The organism is Natrinema versiforme JCM 10478, assembly GCF_000337195.1.
Taxonomy (GTDB): Archaea; Halobacteriota; Halobacteria; order Halobacteriales; family Natrialbaceae; genus Natrinema; species Natrinema versiforme.
The window spans coordinates 34,286-52,140 of record NZ_AOID01000051.1 but is presented as its reverse complement, the minus strand read 5'-3'; the positions used below and the strand labels follow the sequence as shown (position 1 = coordinate 52,140).

Annotated in this window: 24 protein-coding genes and 2 tRNA genes; 5 read left to right on the top strand and 21 right to left on the bottom strand. The window is 64.7% G+C overall.

Features of this window, described 5'->3' with window-relative positions; genetic code table 11:
* Both C489_RS16635 and C489_RS16630 read right to left on the bottom strand, forming a co-directional pair.
* Positions 1-687: a potassium channel family protein gene (locus C489_RS16635; RefSeq protein ID WP_006432501.1), complete on the bottom strand. Its 687-nt coding sequence runs from the start codon at positions 685-687 to the stop codon at positions 1-3.
* 138 nt (positions 688-825) lie between these two features.
* A complete protein-coding gene (locus C489_RS16630; protein WP_049890968.1) occupies positions 826-1,068 on the bottom strand; it encodes a hypothetical protein in 243 nt (80 codons plus the stop codon).
* 210 nt (positions 1,069-1,278) lie between these two features.
* On the opposite strand from C489_RS16630, the gene C489_RS16625 reads away from it, so the two are divergent.
* Complete coding sequence (locus tag C489_RS16625) at positions 1,279-2,823, top strand: TrkH family potassium uptake protein (RefSeq protein WP_006432499.1); 1,545 nt, start codon at positions 1,279-1,281, stop codon at positions 2,821-2,823.
* Between the two features lie 92 nt (positions 2,824-2,915).
* On the opposite strand, the gene C489_RS16620 is transcribed toward C489_RS16625, so the two are convergent.
* Both C489_RS16620 and mvk read right to left on the bottom strand, forming a co-directional pair.
* A complete protein-coding gene (locus C489_RS16620) occupies positions 2,916-3,656 on the bottom strand; it encodes an isopentenyl phosphate kinase (protein WP_006432498.1) in 741 nt (246 codons plus the stop codon).
* Positions 3,653-4,639 carry a mevalonate kinase gene (gene mvk / locus C489_RS16615; RefSeq protein WP_006432497.1) on the bottom strand — a complete coding sequence of 329 codons (987 nt, stop codon included), beginning with the start codon at positions 4,637-4,639 and terminating at the stop codon, positions 3,653-3,655. Before mvk ends, C489_RS16620 begins: the two co-directional genes overlap by 4 nt.
* Before the next feature lie 135 nt (positions 4,640-4,774).
* On the opposite strand from mvk, the gene C489_RS16610 reads away from it, so the two are divergent.
* Positions 4,775-5,698, top strand: a complete 924-nt coding sequence (locus C489_RS16610) for a thiamine-phosphate synthase family protein (protein ID WP_006432496.1) — start codon at positions 4,775-4,777, stop codon at positions 5,696-5,698.
* A gap of 98 nt (positions 5,699-5,796) precedes the next feature.
* On the opposite strand, the gene C489_RS16605 is transcribed toward C489_RS16610, so the two are convergent.
* The 15 genes from C489_RS16605 to moaA form a co-directional block, all read right to left on the bottom strand.
* Complete coding sequence (locus C489_RS16605) at positions 5,797-6,213, bottom strand: hypothetical protein (protein WP_006432495.1); 417 nt, start codon at positions 6,211-6,213, stop codon at positions 5,797-5,799.
* Between the two features lie 170 nt (positions 6,214-6,383).
* Complete coding sequence (gene rpsB / locus C489_RS16600; RefSeq protein ID WP_006432494.1) at positions 6,384-7,190, bottom strand: 30S ribosomal protein S2; 807 nt, start codon at positions 7,188-7,190, stop codon at positions 6,384-6,386.
* Positions 7,187-8,392, bottom strand: a complete 1,206-nt coding sequence (gene eno, locus C489_RS16595) for a phosphopyruvate hydratase (protein WP_006432493.1) — start codon at positions 8,390-8,392, stop codon at positions 7,187-7,189. The genes rpsB and eno overlap by 4 nt, the downstream gene beginning before the upstream one ends.
* Entirely contained in the window at positions 8,389-8,574 is a 186-nt protein-coding gene (locus C489_RS16590) for a DNA-directed RNA polymerase subunit K (protein WP_006432492.1), read from the bottom strand. Before C489_RS16590 ends, eno begins: the two co-directional genes overlap by 4 nt.
* Positions 8,575-8,576: 2 nt before the next feature.
* Positions 8,577-8,771 carry a DNA-directed RNA polymerase subunit N gene (locus C489_RS16585; RefSeq protein ID WP_006432491.1) on the bottom strand — a complete coding sequence of 65 codons (195 nt, stop codon included), beginning with the start codon at positions 8,769-8,771 and terminating at the stop codon, positions 8,577-8,579.
* Between the two features lie 12 nt (positions 8,772-8,783).
* Positions 8,784-9,182: a 30S ribosomal protein S9 gene (locus tag C489_RS16580; protein WP_006432490.1), complete on the bottom strand. Its 399-nt coding sequence runs from the start codon at positions 9,180-9,182 to the stop codon at positions 8,784-8,786.
* Entirely contained in the window at positions 9,176-9,625 is a 450-nt protein-coding gene (locus C489_RS16575) for a 50S ribosomal protein L13 (protein WP_006432489.1), read from the bottom strand. Before C489_RS16575 ends, C489_RS16580 begins: the two co-directional genes overlap by 7 nt.
* Positions 9,622-9,975, bottom strand: a complete 354-nt coding sequence (locus C489_RS16570; protein ID WP_006432488.1) for a 50S ribosomal protein L18e — start codon at positions 9,973-9,975, stop codon at positions 9,622-9,624. Before C489_RS16570 ends, C489_RS16575 begins: the two co-directional genes overlap by 4 nt.
* A 156-nt stretch (positions 9,976-10,131) precedes the next feature.
* A tRNA-Leu gene (locus C489_RS16565) sits at positions 10,132-10,216 on the bottom strand.
* A 129-nt stretch (positions 10,217-10,345) separates the two neighbouring features.
* Positions 10,346-11,095 carry a DNA-directed RNA polymerase subunit D gene (locus C489_RS16560; RefSeq protein WP_006432487.1) on the bottom strand — a complete coding sequence of 250 codons (750 nt, stop codon included), beginning with the start codon at positions 11,093-11,095 and terminating at the stop codon, positions 10,346-10,348.
* A 3-nt stretch (positions 11,096-11,098) separates the two neighbouring features.
* On the bottom strand, positions 11,099-11,488 hold the full coding sequence (locus C489_RS16555) for a 30S ribosomal protein S11 (RefSeq protein WP_006184686.1): 390 nt from the start codon (positions 11,486-11,488) through the stop codon (positions 11,099-11,101).
* Between the two features lies 1 nt (position 11,489).
* Positions 11,490-12,011 carry a 30S ribosomal protein S4 gene (locus tag C489_RS16550; protein WP_006432486.1) on the bottom strand — a complete coding sequence of 174 codons (522 nt, stop codon included), beginning with the start codon at positions 12,009-12,011 and terminating at the stop codon, positions 11,490-11,492.
* Complete coding sequence (locus C489_RS16545) at positions 12,011-12,541, bottom strand: 30S ribosomal protein S13 (RefSeq protein ID WP_006432485.1); 531 nt, start codon at positions 12,539-12,541, stop codon at positions 12,011-12,013. Before C489_RS16545 ends, C489_RS16550 begins: the two co-directional genes overlap by 1 nt.
* Positions 12,542-12,612: 71 nt before the next feature.
* A tRNA-Ser gene (locus C489_RS16540) sits at positions 12,613-12,695 on the bottom strand.
* Positions 12,696-12,884: 189 nt separating this feature from the next.
* A complete protein-coding gene (gene moaA / locus C489_RS16535; protein ID WP_006432484.1) occupies positions 12,885-13,901 on the bottom strand; it encodes a GTP 3',8-cyclase MoaA in 1,017 nt (338 codons plus the stop codon).
* A gap of 168 nt (positions 13,902-14,069) precedes the next feature.
* Here moaA and C489_RS16530 point away from each other — a divergent pair, with 168 nt between their 5' ends.
* Together C489_RS16530 and C489_RS16525 are read left to right on the top strand one after the other, a co-directional pair.
* Positions 14,070-14,753, top strand: a complete 684-nt coding sequence (locus C489_RS16530) for a helix-turn-helix domain-containing protein (RefSeq protein ID WP_006432483.1) — start codon at positions 14,070-14,072, stop codon at positions 14,751-14,753.
* A gap of 58 nt (positions 14,754-14,811) precedes the next feature.
* Positions 14,812-15,036 (top strand): hypothetical protein, encoded by a 225-nt coding sequence (locus C489_RS16525; RefSeq protein ID WP_006432482.1) that lies wholly within the window; start codon positions 14,812-14,814, stop codon positions 15,034-15,036.
* Positions 15,037-15,070: 34 nt separating this feature from the next.
* Here C489_RS16525 and C489_RS16520 read toward each other — a convergent pair whose 3' ends face one another.
* Positions 15,071-16,537: an RtcB family protein gene (locus C489_RS16520; RefSeq protein ID WP_006432481.1), complete on the bottom strand. Its 1,467-nt coding sequence runs from the start codon at positions 16,535-16,537 to the stop codon at positions 15,071-15,073.
* Between the two features lie 117 nt (positions 16,538-16,654).
* Positions 16,655-17,116 carry an archease gene (locus tag C489_RS16515; protein ID WP_006432480.1) on the bottom strand — a complete coding sequence of 154 codons (462 nt, stop codon included), beginning with the start codon at positions 17,114-17,116 and terminating at the stop codon, positions 16,655-16,657.
* Positions 17,117-17,284: 168 nt separating this feature from the next.
* On the opposite strand from C489_RS16515, the gene C489_RS16510 reads away from it, so the two are divergent.
* Positions 17,285-17,761 (top strand): GNAT family N-acetyltransferase, encoded by a 477-nt coding sequence (locus C489_RS16510; RefSeq protein WP_006432479.1) that lies wholly within the window; start codon positions 17,285-17,287, stop codon positions 17,759-17,761.
* Positions 17,762-17,855: the final 94 nt, after the last annotated feature.

Here is a 17,855-nt window from a genome sequence, read left to right as displayed (position 1 = left end):
TCATCGTAACCGGTCTTCGGGGTGGCCGAACACGTCCGTGAGTTCGGGATCGGCACCGAACGCCGAGTAGACGGTGAGCAAATCGCCGGCCTGAACCGTTGTCCCTCCGCGCGGCGTGATCGGTTGCTCTCGCCCATCGCGTTCGATCGCGACGATCAGGACGTCCTCGGAGAGGAGGTCTTCGTCCGCCGCCTCGATGAGTGTCTTCCCGGCGATCGGCGCGTTTTCGGTGACCCGGATCTCGAAGACCTCCGCTTGTTCGCCGATCTGCATGTAGTCGACGATCGCCGGGCGAGCGACCGCTCGGTAGAGGTATTCGGCGATGAGTTCTTGGGGGTTTTCCATCGTGTTGACGCCGATCTGGCGGAACACGTTCATGTGCTCGGGATCGTGGACCACCGAGACGATCGTGGGGACCTCGTGTTCCTGCCCGAGCAGGCAGACCATGATGTTTGTCGGGTCCCGATCGGTTGTGCTGATCAAGGCGTCAGCTTTCTCGATTCCGGCGTCGATAAGCGCATTGTGGGCCGTCGCATCGTCGTTCAGGACCAGACAGTCGTACTCACCGGCGACGTGATCCGCCCGTTCGGGGTCGTTCTCGATGACGACGACCTCGTTGCCCGATCGGGTCGCGATATCGATGAGGGGCATTCCGATATCGCCCGCACCGACGATGACGATATACATTACGTCGGTCTTGTCGGGTATTCGTTGAAAATATATCGCTTTACTGACCTCGATCGGGACCCGATCTCGAGTCCGAATCCGCCGAGCTGTCTCCGCCCCGGTACCGCGCAGGCCGCTATCGACGGGCCGACCGCGAGGTCACTTCCACGGTGGCGTCTGCCGACGCCGTTTCGACCGTGCTTCGGATTCGGCCAGAATCCGTTCGATCGCCCAGCCGACCCACAGGAAGACGGCCGCCATGAAGACGACCATCTCGAGTCGGATGACCGACCCGTATCGCACTGCGAGGACGAGGGCCATGATCGCCACCGCTGCGGCAACGACGCTGAACACGTCGTAAAACGAGTGCGGGTGACGAACGCTTGGTGGTCGAACGCTCATAGATAAGTATACGTGCCGTTCGTATATAGGCCCTTATCAAATTATATTGATACGATAGTCACGCCGAACCGGTCCGAATGACGCCACGATTCGCAGTGATCCGGGATCGATTATCGTCGCGGTGGCGGGTGCTTACGATGGATTAATAGGACCGAGCCGAAATGCCGTTAGATATCGTGCCCAGACGTGACTGCGAAATCGGGGTGTTCTATGCGGCTCCGTACTGATTGGCGGGCCAGTCTGGCGCTGGTCGGAACCGTCCTCAAGTACCTCTCCGTCCCGCTGGTGATCCCGCTCGTCGTGGCGCTCATCTACGGCGATCCCGCGTTCCCGTTCGTCGCGACGATCGCGCTGACGGTCGCCGTCGGCCACGGCCTCGAGCGACTCAGTCCCGAGCCGGACTTGGAGGTCCGTGAGGCGATGTTGTTCGTGGCGATTTCGTGGCTGGCCGTCGCGATCATCGGCGCGGTGCCGTACGTGCTCGCGGGCTGGGGGACCGAATCGACGCTCGCCCATCCCGTCAACGCCCTGTTCGAGTCGATGTCCGGGTTCACGACGACCGGAGCGACGGTGCTCAGCGAGATTTCCCTCGAGCGCCACTCGCATGCCGTGATGATGTGGCGACAGCTCACCCAGTGGCTCGGCGGGATGGGGATCATCGTGTTGATGGTCGCGATCCTGCCGGAGATCGCCGTCAGCGGCGCACAGCTCGTCGAGTCGGAAGCGCCGGGGCCGGAGCTACAGAAGCTCACGCCGCGAATCGCCGAAACCGCGCGGATCCTCTGGCTCGTCTACTTCGCCTTTACCATCGTGTACATGGCCATTCTCTACGGGCTCCACCTCGCGGGGATGGCACCCGAAATGAACCTCTACAATGCCATTGCCCACGGGTTCACGACCCTGCCGACGGGCGGGTTCTCGCCGGAATCCGACAGCGTCGCGGCGTTCTCCGCGATCGTCCAGTGGACCGCAATCCCGTTCATGATCATCGCGGGGATGAACTTCGCCCTGTTCTGGCACGTCTTCAGCGGGGAGGGGCATCGATTCGTCCGCAACTCGGAGTTTCGTGCCTATATCGGCGCGATCGGTGCGCTGACCGTTCTCCTCGCCGGGGTCCTCTATACCGGTGCCGCGCCGGCGCTCGGCGACCTCGGCGGCGTGACCGACGGGGTCCTCGAGAACTCGCTGCGACAGAGCGCGTTCCAGATCGCGTCGCTGCTGACCTCGACCGGCTACGCGACGAGTGACTTCGCCGACTGGAATTCGACGGGCAGAATCGTCCTTCTCTTTGCCATGCTCGTCGGCGGCTGTGCCGGCTCGACCGGCGGCGGCGTCAAGGTCGTCCGGTGGCTGATCGTCTTCAAGGTACTCCGTCGAGAGCTGTTTACGGCCTCCCATCCCGAGGTTGTCCGCCCGATCCGGCTCGCCGGCAACGTCGTCGACGAGGACGCCATTCGCGGCGTGCTCGGCTTTACGTTCATGTACCTCCTCATCTTCGCGATCGCGACGCTGCTCATCGCACTCGACGCCAGCCGCGTCGCCGCCATCGACAACATAACGCCGCTCGAGGCGTTCAGCGCGAGCCTCGCCACGATCGGGAACATCGGTCCCGGATTCGGATTCCTCGGTCCGTTCGGCAGTTATCTGGACTTCCCGATCCCCTCGAAGCTCCTGATGATCTTCCTGATGTGGATCGGTCGCCTCGAGATTATTCCCGTGCTCGTCATGTTTACCGGCGGGTTCTGGACCCGCTGAGCTGCCGCCGGATTTCGAACGCTTCCCGAATACCGCCAGTTCTCGCAGTTCTACCGGTCAAAAGAGAGTGAGTGCGAGCGGTCGCGACGGGCTCAGTCGATCGTCGTCCCCGGATTCTCGCCCTCGAGGAACGAGGCGAGCGCCTCGAGCCCGAAGATCGACGCCTCGGCCTCGAGTTCGAGCAACGTCTGCACCTTGCCGGCCATCCCGCCGGTTACGTCCGTCGCGTCGCTGGCCCCCAGCACGTCGGCGACGGTCTCGAAGTCGCCGATCCGGTCGATTACCGCATTATCGTCGTCTAACACGCCGGGGACCGTCGAGCAGAGGCCGACCCGGTCGGCCTCGAGGGCGCGAGCGAGGGCCGCGACCAGTTCGTCCCCGCTGATCACGGTCGCGCCCGCGCCGGCGTGGGCGATCATGTCGCCGTGGATGACCGGGACGAACCCCTCGCCGAGCATCGTTTCGATCTGGCCGGTCGGCAGGCTGAGTTGCCCCGCGCCATCCCGGTGGGCCGCCGAGAACGGGTGGACTGGCACCGCGTCCACATCGCGGTCGAGCAGGCGGCTCAAGACGAACTGGTTCAACGTTTTCATCGCACCGTGGACGTCGAGCGCCGCGCTCGCGTCGCGGGTCCCAGCAGTCGTGCTGATGCCGTGTTCGCTGGCGTTGTGGTGGCCGAAACTCCCGCCGCCGTGGACGATCACGAGATTCTCGAGTCCGGCGTCGAGCGCCGCGGCGATCGCGTCGGCCGCTCGCTCGAGGGCCGCGCCGTCGAGGGTTTCCGGGCGGTCCTTCTCGGTGATGACGCTCCCACCGAGTTTCAAGACGATCATTCGAGCCGCTTCACCCCGGTTTCGGCGAGTTCCGCGCGGAAGGCGTCCTCACAGCCCGGCGTAAAGGACAGCCCGGTCTCCGTCTCTTCGGTGGGGTCGAGCGCGACGATACAACCGCCGCCGCCGGCCCCGGTGAGCTTCGCGCCGTGGGCACCCGCGTCCCGGGCCGCCCAGACCATCGTATCGAGCGAGCGCGAGGAGACGCCGAGCGCGGAGAGGAGGCCGTGATTGAAGTCCATCAGCCGCCCGATCTCCTCGACGTCGCCGTCGGCGAGCGCGTCCTCGCCGTTCCGGACGATGTCCCCGATCGCTTCGACCGTGTCGGCCGCGAAATCGTACTCCTCGCGCAGGGAGCGGACGCCCGCAACCAATCGGCCGGTGTCCCCCGCGCCGCCGTCGAACCCGATCACGATCGGCAGGTCCGGAGCCTCGAGCGAGCGGCAGTCGTCGCCCTCGACGCGGACCGCACCGCCGGTCGCCGAACAGAACGTGTCGGCCCGCGAAGCCTGTCCCTCTTGGACCTGTGACTCCGTCTGATAGGCCCGCTCCGCGAGTTCCTCGGGCTCGAGCGTGACGCCGAGTTCGCGGGTCGCAGCGTCGATGGCGGCGACGACGACCGCCGCCGAGGAGCCGAGTCCGGCACCCAGCGGGATGTCGCTCTCGATCGTGACGTCGAAGCCGGCGTCGTCCTCGCCGGTGACCGCCCGGACCTGCTCGATCGCGCCGTCGACGTACTGTGTCGCCGCCGTCACCAGCGACTCCGGTACGTCAACGTCGGGACGGCTGTCCGCAGTCGCGCCGTACTCGACGGTGAACCCGTCGAGGCTGAGATCCTCAGCGTTGACTCGGAGGCGGCCGTCGTCCCGTTGGGTCGCCTCGACCCGTGCCCGTCGCTCGATCGCACACGGAACGGCGGGCTCGCCGTAAACCACTGCGTGCTCCCCGAACAGATACACCTTCCCGGGAGCGCTCGAGAGTGTCATGCCCGGCCGTTCGTCCGACGACGGTTAATAGCTATCTTTGTCGTTGTTGCCACCCGCCGGCGACCGTCCTCGGACAGTCGACCGATCCCGTGCCGGCAGAGGGGACTTATGTGCCTGCAGTCGAACCTCGGTCGTATGTCGCTCGTCTTGCCGAGTGAACTCGTCGTCGATCGGTTCCTGCCGACGGTACGGGCGATGCTGGCCGTCCGACTCGCCGAGCGCGGCCTGACCCAACGGGAGATCGCCGACGAACTCGGCGTGACCCAAGCCGCCGTCAGCAAGTACGTCGGCGGCGAAAGCGGCGGCGACGACCGGTTCCGGAACGACCCCGAAACCGTCGCGACCGTCGAACGCATCGCGGACGGCCTCGCGAGCGGCGAGTTAGACGGCTACGACGCCCTCGCCGAACTCCTCTCGCTCGTCCGCAGCCTCGAGGATCGGGGCCCCATCTGCGAACTCCACGAAGAGGAGATGCCTGAACTGCGCGGACTGGGCTGTGATCTCTGTGTTCGCGGACTCGACCCCGACGTGCGGGCCGAACGGGACGTGCTCGCGAACGTCCGCACTGCCACACGGACCCTCGCCTCGATTCCCGGCATGGTCGACGCCGTGCCGAACGTCGGGACGAACGTCGGCATGTGCCTGCCGGATCCCCGTGACGAAACCGACGTGGCCGCGATCCCCGGCCGGATCTACGCCATGGGCGGTCGCATTGAGATCCCGGCGAATCCGGAGTTCGGCGCGTCGAAACACGTCGCGACGGCGGTCATCGCCGCGAATGCCGTCGAACCCGAGGTCCGGGGCGCTATCAACATCGCCACCGACGACGACCTGCTCGAGGCCGCCCGAAAACGCGGACTCGACCCACTTGAGTTCGACGCCGACTACGAAGACCGCGGCGCACACCTCCGTCGCCAGTTCGCGGACCGCGGAACGGTCCCCCGCGTCGCCTACCACCGCGGCGCGTTCGGGATCGAACCCGCGACCTACGTTTTCGGCGCGACGGCCGCCGACGCCGCTGAACTGATCGACGATTTGCTCGAGGCGGCCGCGTCGTAACCAGATACTGGCCACCACTCCGGGCTGTGCTCAGCGCTCTAGTCGCTCTTGAATGTCACTGTACACCCGATCGCAGAACACAGCGTCTCGCGGCGGAATTACCCGCTCAGCCCACACTCCGAACTACTGCTCTCGCGTTTCCGCTCGAGGGTCCGACAGCCACTGACCAACCGATCGGGAATCTCGTCGGCGTTCGCATACAGGCTCTCGATGATAACACTTACTTCCTCGAAATCGCGACCGCGGTAGGCGCGCAACGGATCGTCCTCCCACTGGACGAGCTCCGCCTCCGCTAACAGCGGGAGGTGGTGGTGGCGCAATCGAATCCGCAACTGATCGAACTCCGTCGCCATGCTCGAGTTCGAGACGGCCTCGGGCAACCGGATGGACTCGCCGGCGGCGACATCGATCAACGACCTGACGACCTGCCGTCGCGGTTCGGCCGAGAGTGCAGTAAACGCGCGGTCCCACCGACGAATCGTATCGTCAGCGACGTGTGACCGTGACCTATCCATACGATCATTACCTTTCTATCACACGGTAAACCTTGTGGGGAGCTGTCAGTTGGCACAGTAACTGCGACGCTTGCCTCCTCAAACGTAGTGTCAGACCCGCTTCGAACGCCGAACGCACCGCTGGGCGCGCAAACGTCGTGAGAAAACGAACAGTATCAATATCGAACGCGTTAGACGCCGCTCTCGAAGTCCTCGAGCGAGTAGGACGGCTCTGCGCCGCGTCGGTCGAGGACCTCGTTGGCGAGCAGCCAGTAGACGACCGAGAGAGCCTTGCGACCCTTGTTGTTCGTCGGGACGACGAGGTCGACGTTACTGACTTGGTTGTTGGAGTCACACATCGCGATGACCGGGATGCCGACCGTGATAGCCTCCTTGACGGCCTGGGCGTCGCCGATCGGGTCAGTGACGACGAGCACGTCCGGCTCGATGTAGCCGTCGTACTTCGGGTTCGTCAGGGTGCCCGGGATGAAGCGACCGGTGCGGGCGCGAGCGCCCACGGCGTCGGCGAACTTCTCCGCCGGAAACCGGCCGTACTGGCGTGAGGACGTGACCAGAATCTGCTCGGGGTCGTAGTTCGCGAGGAAGTCCGCGGCCGTGCGGATACGGCCGTCGGTCTTCGAGACGTCGAGCACGTAGAGCCCGTCGGTCCGGACGCGGTGGATGAACCGGCCCATGTCCTCGGTCTTCTGCTGGGTCCCGATGTGGACGCCAGCGCCGAGGTAGTCTTCGACGGGGATCAACAGGTCCGCTTCCTCGTCGGACATCACGTCGTCGTCGAGGGTCGGACCGGCGTCGTCCTCGGCGTCGTCGGCTTGTTCTGCGTCGGCCGCGGGCGATCCCTCGGCGTCGGCGGGCTGTTCGTCTACTGGCTCGACGTCGTCGGCGTCGGCGGCGGGGCCAGCCCCTTCGGCTGGCTCCTCGTCGATCGCCTCCTCGGCGGCGTCGAGCCCTTCCTGGGTTGCGTCGTTCTCTGTCATGTCGCGTCGTCTGCGATTCGGATGAGCTCGTTGAGCTTTGCAGTTCGCTCGCCGCCGACGGCACCCGTCTTGATGAAGGGCGCGTCGGTCGCAACGGCGAGGTGTGCGATCGTCGCGTCTTCGGTCTCGCCCGACCGGTGGGAGACGACCGAGTCGTAGCCGTTCTCCGTCGCGAGTTCGATCGCGTCGAAGGCGTCCGTCAGCGTCCCGATCTGGTTTGGCTTGATCAGGATGCTGTTTGCCGCGCCGCGATCGATTCCCTCGATGAGCCGATCGGTGTTCGTGACGAACAGGTCGTCACCACAGATCAGCGTCTGGTCGCCGACTTCGTCCGTGAGGTCGGCGAAGGCGTCGTAATCGTCCTCATCGAGCGGGTCCTCGACGTAGACGAGGTCGTACTCCTCGACCAACTCGGCGATGTACTCGATCTGTTCGTCGGTGTCGCGGCTCACGTCGCTGTACTCGTACGTTCCGGACACGGAATCGTACAGCTCCGCGCCGGCGACGTCCAGTCCGAAGCCGATGTTGAAACCGACCTCGTCCTGAACCATCGAGACCGCCTCGGCGACGACGTCGAACGCCTCGCCGTCGTCGATCGACGGTGCCCATGCGCCCTCGTCGCCCTTGCCACACGGAACGTCGCGTTCCTCGAGTAGGTCTGCGACGGCGGCGTGGACGGCCGCGTTCGCGAAGACGGCGTCGGCGACGCTCGGCGCGCCGACGGGTGCGGCGAGGAACTCCTGAATGTCGGTCGCGTCGGCGGCGTGTTCGCCGCCGCCGACGACGTTCCCGAGCGGAATCGGGAAGTTCTCGCCACGGAAGGTCCCGCCGAGATGCTGAAAGAGCGGAGCACCGAGCACGTCGGCACCGGCCTTCGCGGCGGCCATCGAGATCGCGACCGCGCTGTTGGCACCAATCTCCGAGAAGTCGTCGGTGCCGTCGGCGGCGTGCAGTGCGGCATCGACATCGCGCTGGTTGCCCGCGTAGACCTCACCGACGAGCCGGGGAACGGCGTGTTCCCGGGCCGCGGCGATCGCCTCGCCCGGCGGCCGCTCGACGGCCTCGTACTCGCCGGTACTGGCACCGCTCGGTGCCGCGGCACGGCCGAAGCCGCCGCTCTCGGTTACGACATCGGCCTCGACCGTCGGATTGCCTCGGGAGTCGAGGATCCGACGCAGCCGGATGTCGGTGATAAGCGTCATTTCCTGTCGTACCCCCGCTTGACGGTAAACGGCAACACGCCAGCGTCGTACTCCTCGGCGGCGATGAGGATCGGTTGGGTCTGCTCGGTCTCGGTCAGCACCGGCGCGCCGTAGGAGATCTGCAGCGCTCGAGCGCCGAGGATGCGTGCCTTCTCGTAGCGGTTGTGCTGTTGTTGTTGCATTGTTACTGGTACGGGGAGACGACGTCGACGAGGTCCTTGTGACTGACGAGCATGCGCCGACAGCAGTAGCGCTCGACGCCGAGTTCGTCAAGAACCTCTTCGGGGTCCTCGTCGCCCTCGTTGGCTCGCTCGTCGAACTCCTCCCAGTGTTCGGCGACGACGTTGCCACAGGTGAAACACCGGACCGGTACCATCATGCTTGAATCACCTCAGCGGTAGGACTTCTGGTAGCGCGCCCGAGCGCCCGGGCCGCCCCATTTCTTCGGTTCGGACTGGCGGACGTCGTTGACCAGCAGCGACCGGTCGAACTCCATGAACGCGTCGCGGAGTTCGGCGTCGTTCGTGTGCTGGACGATGCCGCGCGCGATGGCGGTGCGGACGGCGTCTGCCTGGCCGCTGATGCCGCCACCCTCGACGCGAACGTCGATATCCATCTCGCCGCGCAGGTCGTCGCCGACGATGCGGAACGGCTCGAGCATCTTGAGCCGGGACATCTCGGGTTCGACCAGTTCGACGGGCTGGGAGTTGATTCGAACTCGACCCTCGCCTTCGCGCACCGTAGCGCGAGCGACGGCCGTCTTTTTCTTGCCACTCGTGTTGGTTACCATGTGACGTTAGCACCTAACTGTTCGGACACTTCGTGTAGGTGGACGAAGCGGATGTTCGACAGTCGATCCAGCGACGTCCCCTCGAGGACCTCCGACTCGTGGTCGTCGTCGTTCTCGTAGGGGTTGCCGACGTAGACGCGGACGCTGTCGAGTGCCTCGCGGCCACGCGTTTTCTTGTACGGCAGCATCCCGCGAACGGACCGCTTGAAGATCATGTCCGGTCGTTTGGGGTAGTACGGCCCGCGGTCCGAGCCCAGGTTTTGCCGCGTGCGGTACGTCTCGAAGATGTCGTCTTCGTCGCCGGTGATGACCGCGTCCTCGGCGTTGACGATCGCAACGCGGTCGCCGTCCAGCGCGCGCTGGGCGACTTCGCTTGCGACCCGGCCGAGAATACAGTCCTGTGCGTCGACGACGAGATCTGCGTCGAACTCTGCGAGACTCATCGAATCACCCGGACGTTAGACCCTTCGGGGTTGTCCTCGAGGGCTTCCTCGAGGGTGACCGACTCGCCGACCTGTTCGATCTTCGTCTCTGCGGACGAGGAGAACTTGACGGCGGCGACGGTGACGTTTTTCTGTAGTGCGCCGGAGCCCAGCACTTTGCCGGGAACGACGACAGTCTCTTCTTCGCGTGCGTACCGCTCGATGCGGCCCAGGTTCACCTCAGCGTGGGTGCGCCGGGGCTTCTCGAGTCGATCCGCAACGTCTCGCCAGATGCCGGCGTCCGTTTCGCGGGACGTCGACTTCAGCTCGGCGATAAGATCGTTGAGCCTCGGATTAGTCTTGCTACTCATTGGTATCCTCCAACTGCTAACTGATCGACGACGCGAGGAACTGCGCCGTCGACGATGGAATCGAAATTGTTGCCCTGACGGCCGACGTGTCCGCGGTGCTCGCAGTCGATCTGCGAGCTGTCGGAGACGGACTGTCGGTCGACAGTAGAGAAGTGATGCAGGGAGCAGGATTTGAACCTGCGGACTCCTACGAGACAGCGCCCTGAACGCTGCGCCGTTGGCCTGACTTGGCTATCCCTGCTCGCACTTCCGTCTACCCGTCGCCCCTTCAAACCCCTTTCGATTCCAGTGGACACGCGATCGCCGGTCTCGTGGCTCACGGCATCGGCGAGCGGCGTGCCCGAATTGGGTTGGGGGCGTCGGTTCATATCTACAGCTGTACTGCGTCTTCGAGTTCAGTCGCACGCGCCGCGATCGTGTCCGCGGCCCGCGTCGCGAGCTCCTCGATCGGGAACGAGCCGTCCGTCTCCACGTGAAAGACGAAGGCGTTTGGCACGTCCTCGACCCGGACCTCCTTGCCCGGATAGCGATTCGAGAGGTCGTGGTCGAACTCGCTCGTTGCAACGAGTTCGCCGTCGTCCTCAATGACGCCACGGATGATCCGGCTCTCTTCGTCCTCGAACTCGGGGAGGTCACCGTCGACCTCCACGCGCTGGAGGTGTCGGTAACCGACTGCGACCCCGCCCTGGTGTTTGGCGTGGTTCTTCCCGCGGTTGACGACCGCATCCGCCTCGGCCTCGAGGCGCTGGCCGTCTTTGAGTTCGATAATCGGGACGTTGTCGTCCGCGGGTTGGACGAGGTCGTCCTCGGAGACGAGGTCGCCGGAGTAGGCGGTCGCCGGCCCTTCGACGTCGATCGAGAGCGTGACGGTCTCGTCTTCGCCAAACTCGCCGACCGGCGGTGTCGTCAGCGGGACGAGTCCCATTCGGAGCGCGAGTTGCTCGTCGAACATGACCGACGAGTTCTCGACGAACCGGACGGTGTCGACGGCCATCGTCGGCACGTCGGCGACCATCGCTCGACGGATGCCGTTGGCGAACCCGGGTGTCACGCCGCGAATGAGGAACCGTGCTTCACGATCCTCGCGTTCGACGAACTCGACGTCGTACTCCTCAGTCATGATCTAGTAGCCGCCCTTGCCTTTCGGAGCGCGCGATCCGTCGTGGGGGATCGGCGTGACGTCCTCGATGCGCCCGATCTCGATGCCCGAGCGGGCGAGCGCGCGAATCGTCGCCTGCGCGCCCGGACCGGGGGACTTCTGGAGGTTGCCACCGGGGCCGCGCACGTGAACGTGCAGGCCCGTGATGCCGGCCGCTTTGACCTCTTCGGCGACGGACTCGGCCATCTGCATGGCCGCGTACGGCGACGCCTCGTCGCGGTTCTGCTTGACCGCCGTCCCACCGGAGGACTTGGCGATCGTCTCCGCGCCCGTGAGGTCGGTCACGGTCATGACGGTGTTGTTGAACGATGCGTGTACGTGGGCAATGCCCCATTTCTCGTCGTCCTGACTCATGTTATTGACCCTCCGCGCGTTCGGGGTGGAGTTCGTCCGCGAGCGGACTGTTCTCGTCGAAGGCCACCAGATCCTCCTCGTCGATGTCGACGACGTAGGACGGAACGCGGTGGCGCTGGCCGTCAACGATGATGTGTCCGTGCGTGATGTACTGGCGGGCCTGCTGGGCCGTATTCGCCAGTCCGGAGCGGTAGACGACCGTCTGGAGTCGGCGCTCGAGGACGTCCTCGATCTCGAGCGACAGGATGTCGCCGAGTTCGTCGGTCTCGTCGAGGATGCCGACGCGCTTGAGCCGACCGAGGAACTCCTCGGAGCGGCGGATGACGGTTTCGTCGTCCTGGGCCTGACCGAGCAGTTCTCGGGCCTCGCGCCGGTAGGAGCGAAGCTCGGACTGTGCTCGCCAGAGCTCTTCCTTGTTCTTGAGACCGTAGCGGTCGACGAGGGAGTGCTCGCTTGCGATGCGTTCACCCTGGTAGGGGTGGTTCGGCGTTTCGTATTGCTTGGTGTCAGTGCCGAGTGGCATTATTCACCCTCGTCCTCTTCTTCTTCGGCGGCGGCCTCCTCGGCCTGTTCTTCGCGGATCTCTTCGACGTTGACTCCGATAGTGCCCTCCGTTCGGCCGGTGGACTTGGTTCGCTGACCGCGAACCTTCTGGCCGCGCTTGTGGCGCGTGCCCTTGTAGGAGTCGATCATCTTCATCCGGTTGATGTCGTGCTGTCGAGTCAACTGGAGATCGTTGCCGATCTCGTGGGTCGTCTCACCGCTGTAAAAGTCGTCCTGTCGGTTGTTGAGCCAGTCGGGGACTTCGTCAGCGTAGTTCTCGACGACCTCGATGACGCCATCGATGACGTCGTCGTCGAGTCGGCCGAACGTCGCCGTTCGGTCGACACCCGCTTCCTCGGCGATGAGCCGGGCGGTTCGGCGACCGATCCCGTTCATCTCCGAGAGCGAGCGCTCGACGGACTTCGTCCCATCGAGGTCGGTTTGCCCGATGCGGACGAAGTATCGAAGATCTTCGTCGTCTTCTTGTTCTTGAGGTTCTTCGGCGCTCATGTGTCGTATATCTGTGTCTGGTCTGCGCGCGTTGCAAATTGACTGGCGGGAAAGCGCCAGCAAATGTCCGACGTTGTGGCGGGGATTTGAACCCCGGAGGCTTGACGCCACATGGTTAGCAACCATGCGCCTTGGGCCGCTTGGCTACCACAACACCGTCGGTCTATCGTCGCCCTTGCGGACTCGGGGATCGCTCCCCTACACGTAACGCACTCGGTCCTACCCCCGTCTTCTACTTAAGGGCAACGAAAGGTGGCGGCCGATCGTGTGTTTCTCTCTCGTACTCTGCCCCGCTCGAGTCCCGGAGATTCGACTCGAGTCGGCACCCGAAAACGAATCCGAATCAGGCTCCGGCGTACTCCTCGATGTACTTCTCGTTGATCTCCCACTCGCCCTCGTCGTTTTGGATCATGTACTCGCCGTAGTAGGGCACCCGGTTGGCGACGACGTCTCGAAACGCCTCGCGGATCTCCGGCTTGGTCATCTCACCCATCGTTTTGAGGTCGTCGTTGCGGTTGAGACAACCTTTGAGATAGCCCTCGTGAGTCACGCGGACGCGATGGCAGTTCGCACAGAAGGTGGGGTTCTCGACGGGGTCGACGATTTCGACCATCCCGCGGCCGGCGGCGTCCGGTCCGGCATCGGCCGCATCGGTCGATCCGTCGCTGACCCAGTATCGCTTGCGATCGTGCATCTCGCGGTGTTCGATCTCGTCGGCCTGTTCGGCCAGCCAGTCGTGAACCCGCTGGATGTCGATGTTCCACTCCGGCTTGCCCGTCAGTTCGGGCATGTACTCGATCAACTGCAGCTGGAGCCCGTCGTTTGCCGCGACGTGGTCGACCATCTCCGGCACGTACCCCGCCGTGTGCTCGAAGACGACCATGTTGAGTTTGACCGGATCTAAGCCCGCCTCGAGCGCCGCGTCGACCCCCTCGAGGACCTTCTCGTAGGCTCCGCTTTTGGTCACCGCGGCGAAGTCCTCCGGATCGAGCGCGTCCTGGGAGACGTTGACTCGCTCGAGGCCGGCGTCGACGAGGTCCTCGGCTCGCCCGGGAAGGAACGTCCCGTTCGTGGTCAGCGAGACCTCCATCTGATCGGGCGTGCGTTCGATAATCTCCGCTAAGTCCTGCCGGAGCATCGGCTCCCCACCGGTGAACTTGACCGCGTCGACCCCGAACTCGGCGGCGACCTCGAGGAACCGGACGACATCGTCGGTCGACATCTCGTCGTCCTGTGGGTCCATCGGCCCGCGGGTGTCGCCGAGCCCCTCGTTGTGACAGTAGACGCAGTCGAAGTTACACCGATCGGTGAGGGAGACGCGAACCCCAGAGACCTCCCGCCCGAAGTCGTCGGTGAGCATGCTACCGAGTTGCAGCCGGATCCGCTTAAGCACGCCGGGAATCTGACGGGGTCGTAACCGATTTCGGTTCCGAATGCTGTCAGCGCGGTGCAACGATGGAACGGGAACGAGAACGCCGGGGTTCAGCGGAGTCGGACACTCTTGGTCGTCCGCGTGATGAGGAGTCACATGAGTACCATCGCCGAACTCGCCGTGCCCGCCGCGGCGTTCGCGCTCCGGCACACGCTCGAGGCGACGGACGACCTCGACATCGAGATCGAGATCGAACGCGTCGTCGCGTACGACCCGGGTCACGTCATGCCCTACGTCTGGTTTTCGGGCTCTGAATCGACGCTCGAGACCGTCGACGACGCGCTGGCGGACGACCCCAGCGTCGAGGCGGCAGAACGGCTGACGAACCTCGGCGACGAGTGTCTCTACCGGATGAACTGGGTGGACGACGTGACCGTCATCCTCCACCTGCTGACCGAGGAACGGGCGACGGTCCTCGATGCGCACGTGGAGGGCAAACAGTGGCGATTCCGCGTCCTCTTCCCGGAACGGGAGGCGCTCTCCCGGACCTACGACTTCGCGACCGAAGCGGGATTGAGCGTCGAGATTCAGAAGATTCACCGACTCGAGGAGAACCGCCATGACCGGTTCGGGCTCACCGAGCCGCAGTACGAGACGCTGGTCGCGGCCCTCGAGCGCGGCTACTACGAGATTCCGCGCGGGATGGACATGGACGGGTTGTCGGACGAACTCGGTATCTCCCATCAGGCGCTCTCCGAGCGGCTCCGGCGCGCACACCGCACGCTCGTCGAGGAGGTGATCGACGTCGGCGAAACCGCTGGGAGCGACGAACGCGAGTGACCCGCGTCAGCCACCGGCCGGCGGAAGACCTACCCCGTCCACGCTCGAAGGAAACGGTATGGACGAGGACATGCTCGCAGACCAGCGTCGCCTCGTAGAACTCGTCGAGGAGGAAGGATGGGACGTGACCGACCTCGAGATTTCGGCCTACGACAGCCCGTGGGCCGACGAGGACGACCCCGAAGCGACGGTGACGATCACCGCGAGAAAACCGTACGAGGGCGACAGAAACGACGGCGAGGATGACGGCGGAGACAACGAGAGTCCGTACCGGCTGAAGTAGGGCTCGAACGACCGGAACCGATGGCCTCGATCGATCACCCCTTGATGTTACACACGGGGAACGTCCGCGCGACCTTGTCGCCGATCCCTAGCTCGTCGGAGACGCGGACGACCTCGTCGACGTCCTTGTAGACCCCCGGCGCTTCCTCGGCGATCGTGGCACCGGACTGGGCCTTCACGTAAATCGCCTGCTGGTCCTCGAGGTCTTGCTGAACGTCGCCACCCCAGTACTCGTTTTTGGCCTGCGTACGGCTCATCAGCCGCCCCGCACCGTGGGCGGTGGAGCCGAAGGTGAGGTCCATCGAGTTCTCGCCGCCGCGGAGGACGTAGCTGCCCGCGCCCATGCTGCCGGGGATGATCACCGGCTGGCCGACATCGCGGTAGGCTTTGGGGACTTCGGGGTGGCCCGCGGGGAACGCCCGCGTCGCACCCTTCCGGTGGACGTAAAGTTCGCGTTCGTCGCCGTCAGCGTTCACCGTGTGGGTCTCTTTCTTCGCGATATTGTGGGCCACGTCGTACAGCAGGTGCATGTCCATGGACTCCCACGAGCGGTCGAAGACGCGCTCGAAGACCTGCCGCGTGCGGTGCATGATCAGCTGGCGGTTGACCCACGCGAAGTTGATCGCCGCGTTCATCGCGCCGTAGTAGTCCTCGGCGAGTTGTGAGCCAGCGGGCGCGGCCGCGAGTTCCTTGTCGGGCAACTGATCCAACAGCCCCTTGTGTTGCTGCTCGATCTTCCGCAGGTAGTCGTTGCAGGTCTGGTGGCCCAGTCCGCGGGAGCCACAGTGGATCAACACGACGATCTGGTCTTCCTCGAGCCCGTAGGCTTCTCCCACGCCCGAATCGAAGACGTCGGTCACGCGCTGGACCTCGAGGAAGTGGTTGCCCGAGCCCAGCGAGCCGATCTGGTTCTTCCCGCGGTCCTTGGCCTTCTGGCTCACCTTTTCGGGGGCCGCGCCCTCGCGCATCCCTTCGTCCTCGCAGTGTAACAGGTCCTCCTCGACGGCGTGGCCGTTCTCGAGCGCCCAGTCGACGCCGCGGGCGAGGATCTCGTCGACGGCGTCGATGCCGGGTTCGACGATGCCGCCGCCGCCCAGCCCCGACGGGATATTCGCGAAGAGGGAGTCGACGAGTTCCTCCTCGCGGCCCTGCAACTCGTCGTAGGTCAGGTTCGTCCGCATCATCCGGACGCCGCAATTGATGTCGTAGCCGACCGCTCCCGGCGAAATACAGCCGTCTTCGGCATCGAGTGCGCCGACCCCGCCGACCGGGAAGCCATAGCCCTGATGGGTGTCGGGCATACAGATCGCGTGGTTGGTGATGCCGGGCAGGTGGGTCGTGTTTTTGATCTGCTCGAGGCTCTTGTCCTCTTTAATCTCCTCGAGCAGTGCTTCGCTCGCCAGCACCCGTGCGGGGGCGCGCATGTCGCCCTCCTGTGGAATCTCCCAGACGTGCTCGCGCACCCGCTCTAACGTGATGCCGTTTGCGTCGAAAGTGGTCATACTCGAGACTCGAGCCCCGGCGATGAAAGATGTTCGTCTTGCCAGCGACTCCGAGAGACCGTCTCATTGACGGATTGCGACGACGACCGGAGCTGATGCAAGCAGTTGCGTCTCGGGTTAGACATCGAAGACGACGTACGCCTCCCAGCCGCCGGCCTCGTCCTCTCCAACCCGCTCGAGGCGCATCTCCGAGTAGGTTACCGCCTTCACTTCGCGAGCGTCGACCGCGTCAAGGGGGACACCGCGGGCGCTGGCCTCAAGGTACCACTCCGCCGGTCTGTCGTCCGCGCCCGATCTGTCGCCCGACGCCGGCCCGGCGATCGAGTCGACGCGGTGGTCGACCGGCAGTTCCGCGCGGGTGTCCCGCAGGTAGATCAGTTCGTCGAGGTAGTCGAACAGGAGCGCCTCGCGGCTCTCCGCGGTCACGGAGAGCGAAAAGCGGTCGCCGGTCTCGGCCGGTATCTCGTCGCACGACGCGGCCGCGAGGCCGTCGGCGACCGCGGCGAAGACCGCCTCGAGCGAGTGTCCGGTCGCCGCCACCGCGACATCGGCCGTGTGATCGCGCAGTTCGAACCCCATCTGATCGCCCGTTCGCCGGCGTGACTTCTATGCCCGTCGTTTCGGCCGCGTCGCCGGCGATCTAGTCGCCCGCGAACGGAACCTGTTACGGACATGTCGGCTCCGTCTGACGTTCCCGCGGATCGACTGCCGGTGGAATTATATTGACGACGATGGTATGTGACGGTAGTGAGCGTCAACATCGACAGTCGCGTCGTCGCCCCGGGGAGCGACGATTTCGTCGACGAAGCCTGGCAGCTAAAAGAGGAGATCAACCGTCAGGAGGATGTGCTCAAACAGCGACACGACTTCTTTACCGACGCGTATCGCCGGTCGACGGTCCACTGTTACGTTCAAGACGGCGACCTCATCGGATTCGCCGCCGTTCGTCGCGACGGCTACATTCTCTTTCTGGCGGTCTCCCCCGACTACCGCGGTGAAGGGATCGGCAAACGGCTCGTCGCCCACGTGGCCGACGACCACGACACGATCACGTGTCACGCCCGCACGAGCAACGAGAACGCGTTGCAGTTCTACGAACACCTCGGCTTCGAGATCAAGCGCCGGATCGACAACTACTACGAGGACGGCGGCGACGCCTACTACCTGAAACTCGGCGCCGACGTCGGCCTCGCCGACCGAATTTCCGACCTGATCCGTCGGTGAGTCGGGTCGAGCGTCGCGTTGTCATACATAGTTGAGTCACGACTCCGTCCCATTCGGCAGGGTTATACACCACCACCGACGACTACCCGAAGCG

What these genes read in the sequence shown, in the direction of transcription:
- C489_RS16635 (WP_006432501.1), bottom strand. Translation starts at nt 687, where the DNA reads ATGTATATCGTCATCGTCGGTGCGGGCGATATCGGAATGCCCCTCATC.
- C489_RS16630 (WP_049890968.1), bottom strand. Translation starts at nt 1,068, where the DNA reads ATGAGCGTTCGACCACCAAGCGTTCGTCACCCGCACTCGTTTTACGAC.
- C489_RS16625 (WP_006432499.1), top strand. Translation starts at nt 1,279, where the DNA reads ATGCGGCTCCGTACTGATTGGCGGGCCAGTCTGGCGCTGGTCGGAACC.
- C489_RS16620 (WP_006432498.1), bottom strand. Translation starts at nt 3,656, where the DNA reads ATGATCGTCTTGAAACTCGGTGGGAGCGTCATCACCGAGAAGGACCGC.
- mvk (WP_006432497.1), bottom strand. Translation starts at nt 4,639, where the DNA reads ATGACACTCTCGAGCGCTCCCGGGAAGGTGTATCTGTTCGGGGAGCAC.
- C489_RS16610 (WP_006432496.1), top strand. Translation starts at nt 4,775, where the DNA reads ATGTCGCTCGTCTTGCCGAGTGAACTCGTCGTCGATCGGTTCCTGCCG.
- C489_RS16605 (WP_006432495.1), bottom strand. Translation starts at nt 6,213, where the DNA reads ATGGATAGGTCACGGTCACACGTCGCTGACGATACGATTCGTCGGTGG.
- rpsB (WP_006432494.1), bottom strand. Translation starts at nt 7,190, where the DNA reads ATGACAGAGAACGACGCAACCCAGGAAGGGCTCGACGCCGCCGAGGAG.
- eno (WP_006432493.1), bottom strand. Translation starts at nt 8,392, where the DNA reads ATGACGCTTATCACCGACATCCGGCTGCGTCGGATCCTCGACTCCCGA.
- C489_RS16590 (WP_006432492.1), bottom strand. Translation starts at nt 8,574, where the DNA reads ATGCAACAACAACAGCACAACCGCTACGAGAAGGCACGCATCCTCGGC.
- C489_RS16585 (WP_006432491.1), bottom strand. Translation starts at nt 8,771, where the DNA reads ATGATGGTACCGGTCCGGTGTTTCACCTGTGGCAACGTCGTCGCCGAA.
- C489_RS16580 (WP_006432490.1), bottom strand. Translation starts at nt 9,182, where the DNA reads ATGGTAACCAACACGAGTGGCAAGAAAAAGACGGCCGTCGCTCGCGCT.
- C489_RS16575 (WP_006432489.1), bottom strand. Translation starts at nt 9,625, where the DNA reads ATGAGTCTCGCAGAGTTCGACGCAGATCTCGTCGTCGACGCACAGGAC.
- C489_RS16570 (WP_006432488.1), bottom strand. Translation starts at nt 9,975, where the DNA reads ATGAGTAGCAAGACTAATCCGAGGCTCAACGATCTTATCGCCGAGCTG.
- C489_RS16560 (WP_006432487.1), bottom strand. Translation starts at nt 11,095, where the DNA reads ATGACTGAGGAGTACGACGTCGAGTTCGTCGAACGCGAGGATCGTGAA.
- C489_RS16555 (WP_006184686.1), bottom strand. Translation starts at nt 11,488, where the DNA reads ATGAGTCAGGACGACGAGAAATGGGGCATTGCCCACGTACACGCATCG.
- C489_RS16550 (WP_006432486.1), bottom strand. Translation starts at nt 12,011, where the DNA reads ATGCCACTCGGCACTGACACCAAGCAATACGAAACGCCGAACCACCCC.
- C489_RS16545 (WP_006432485.1), bottom strand. Translation starts at nt 12,541, where the DNA reads ATGAGCGCCGAAGAACCTCAAGAACAAGAAGACGACGAAGATCTTCGA.
- moaA (WP_006432484.1), bottom strand. Translation starts at nt 13,901, where the DNA reads ATGCTCACCGACGACTTCGGGCGGGAGGTCTCTGGGGTTCGCGTCTCC.
- C489_RS16530 (WP_006432483.1), top strand. Translation starts at nt 14,070, where the DNA reads ATGAGTACCATCGCCGAACTCGCCGTGCCCGCCGCGGCGTTCGCGCTC.
- C489_RS16525 (WP_006432482.1), top strand. Translation starts at nt 14,812, where the DNA reads ATGGACGAGGACATGCTCGCAGACCAGCGTCGCCTCGTAGAACTCGTC.
- C489_RS16520 (WP_006432481.1), bottom strand. Translation starts at nt 16,537, where the DNA reads ATGACCACTTTCGACGCAAACGGCATCACGTTAGAGCGGGTGCGCGAG.
- C489_RS16515 (WP_006432480.1), bottom strand. Translation starts at nt 17,116, where the DNA reads ATGGGGTTCGAACTGCGCGATCACACGGCCGATGTCGCGGTGGCGGCG.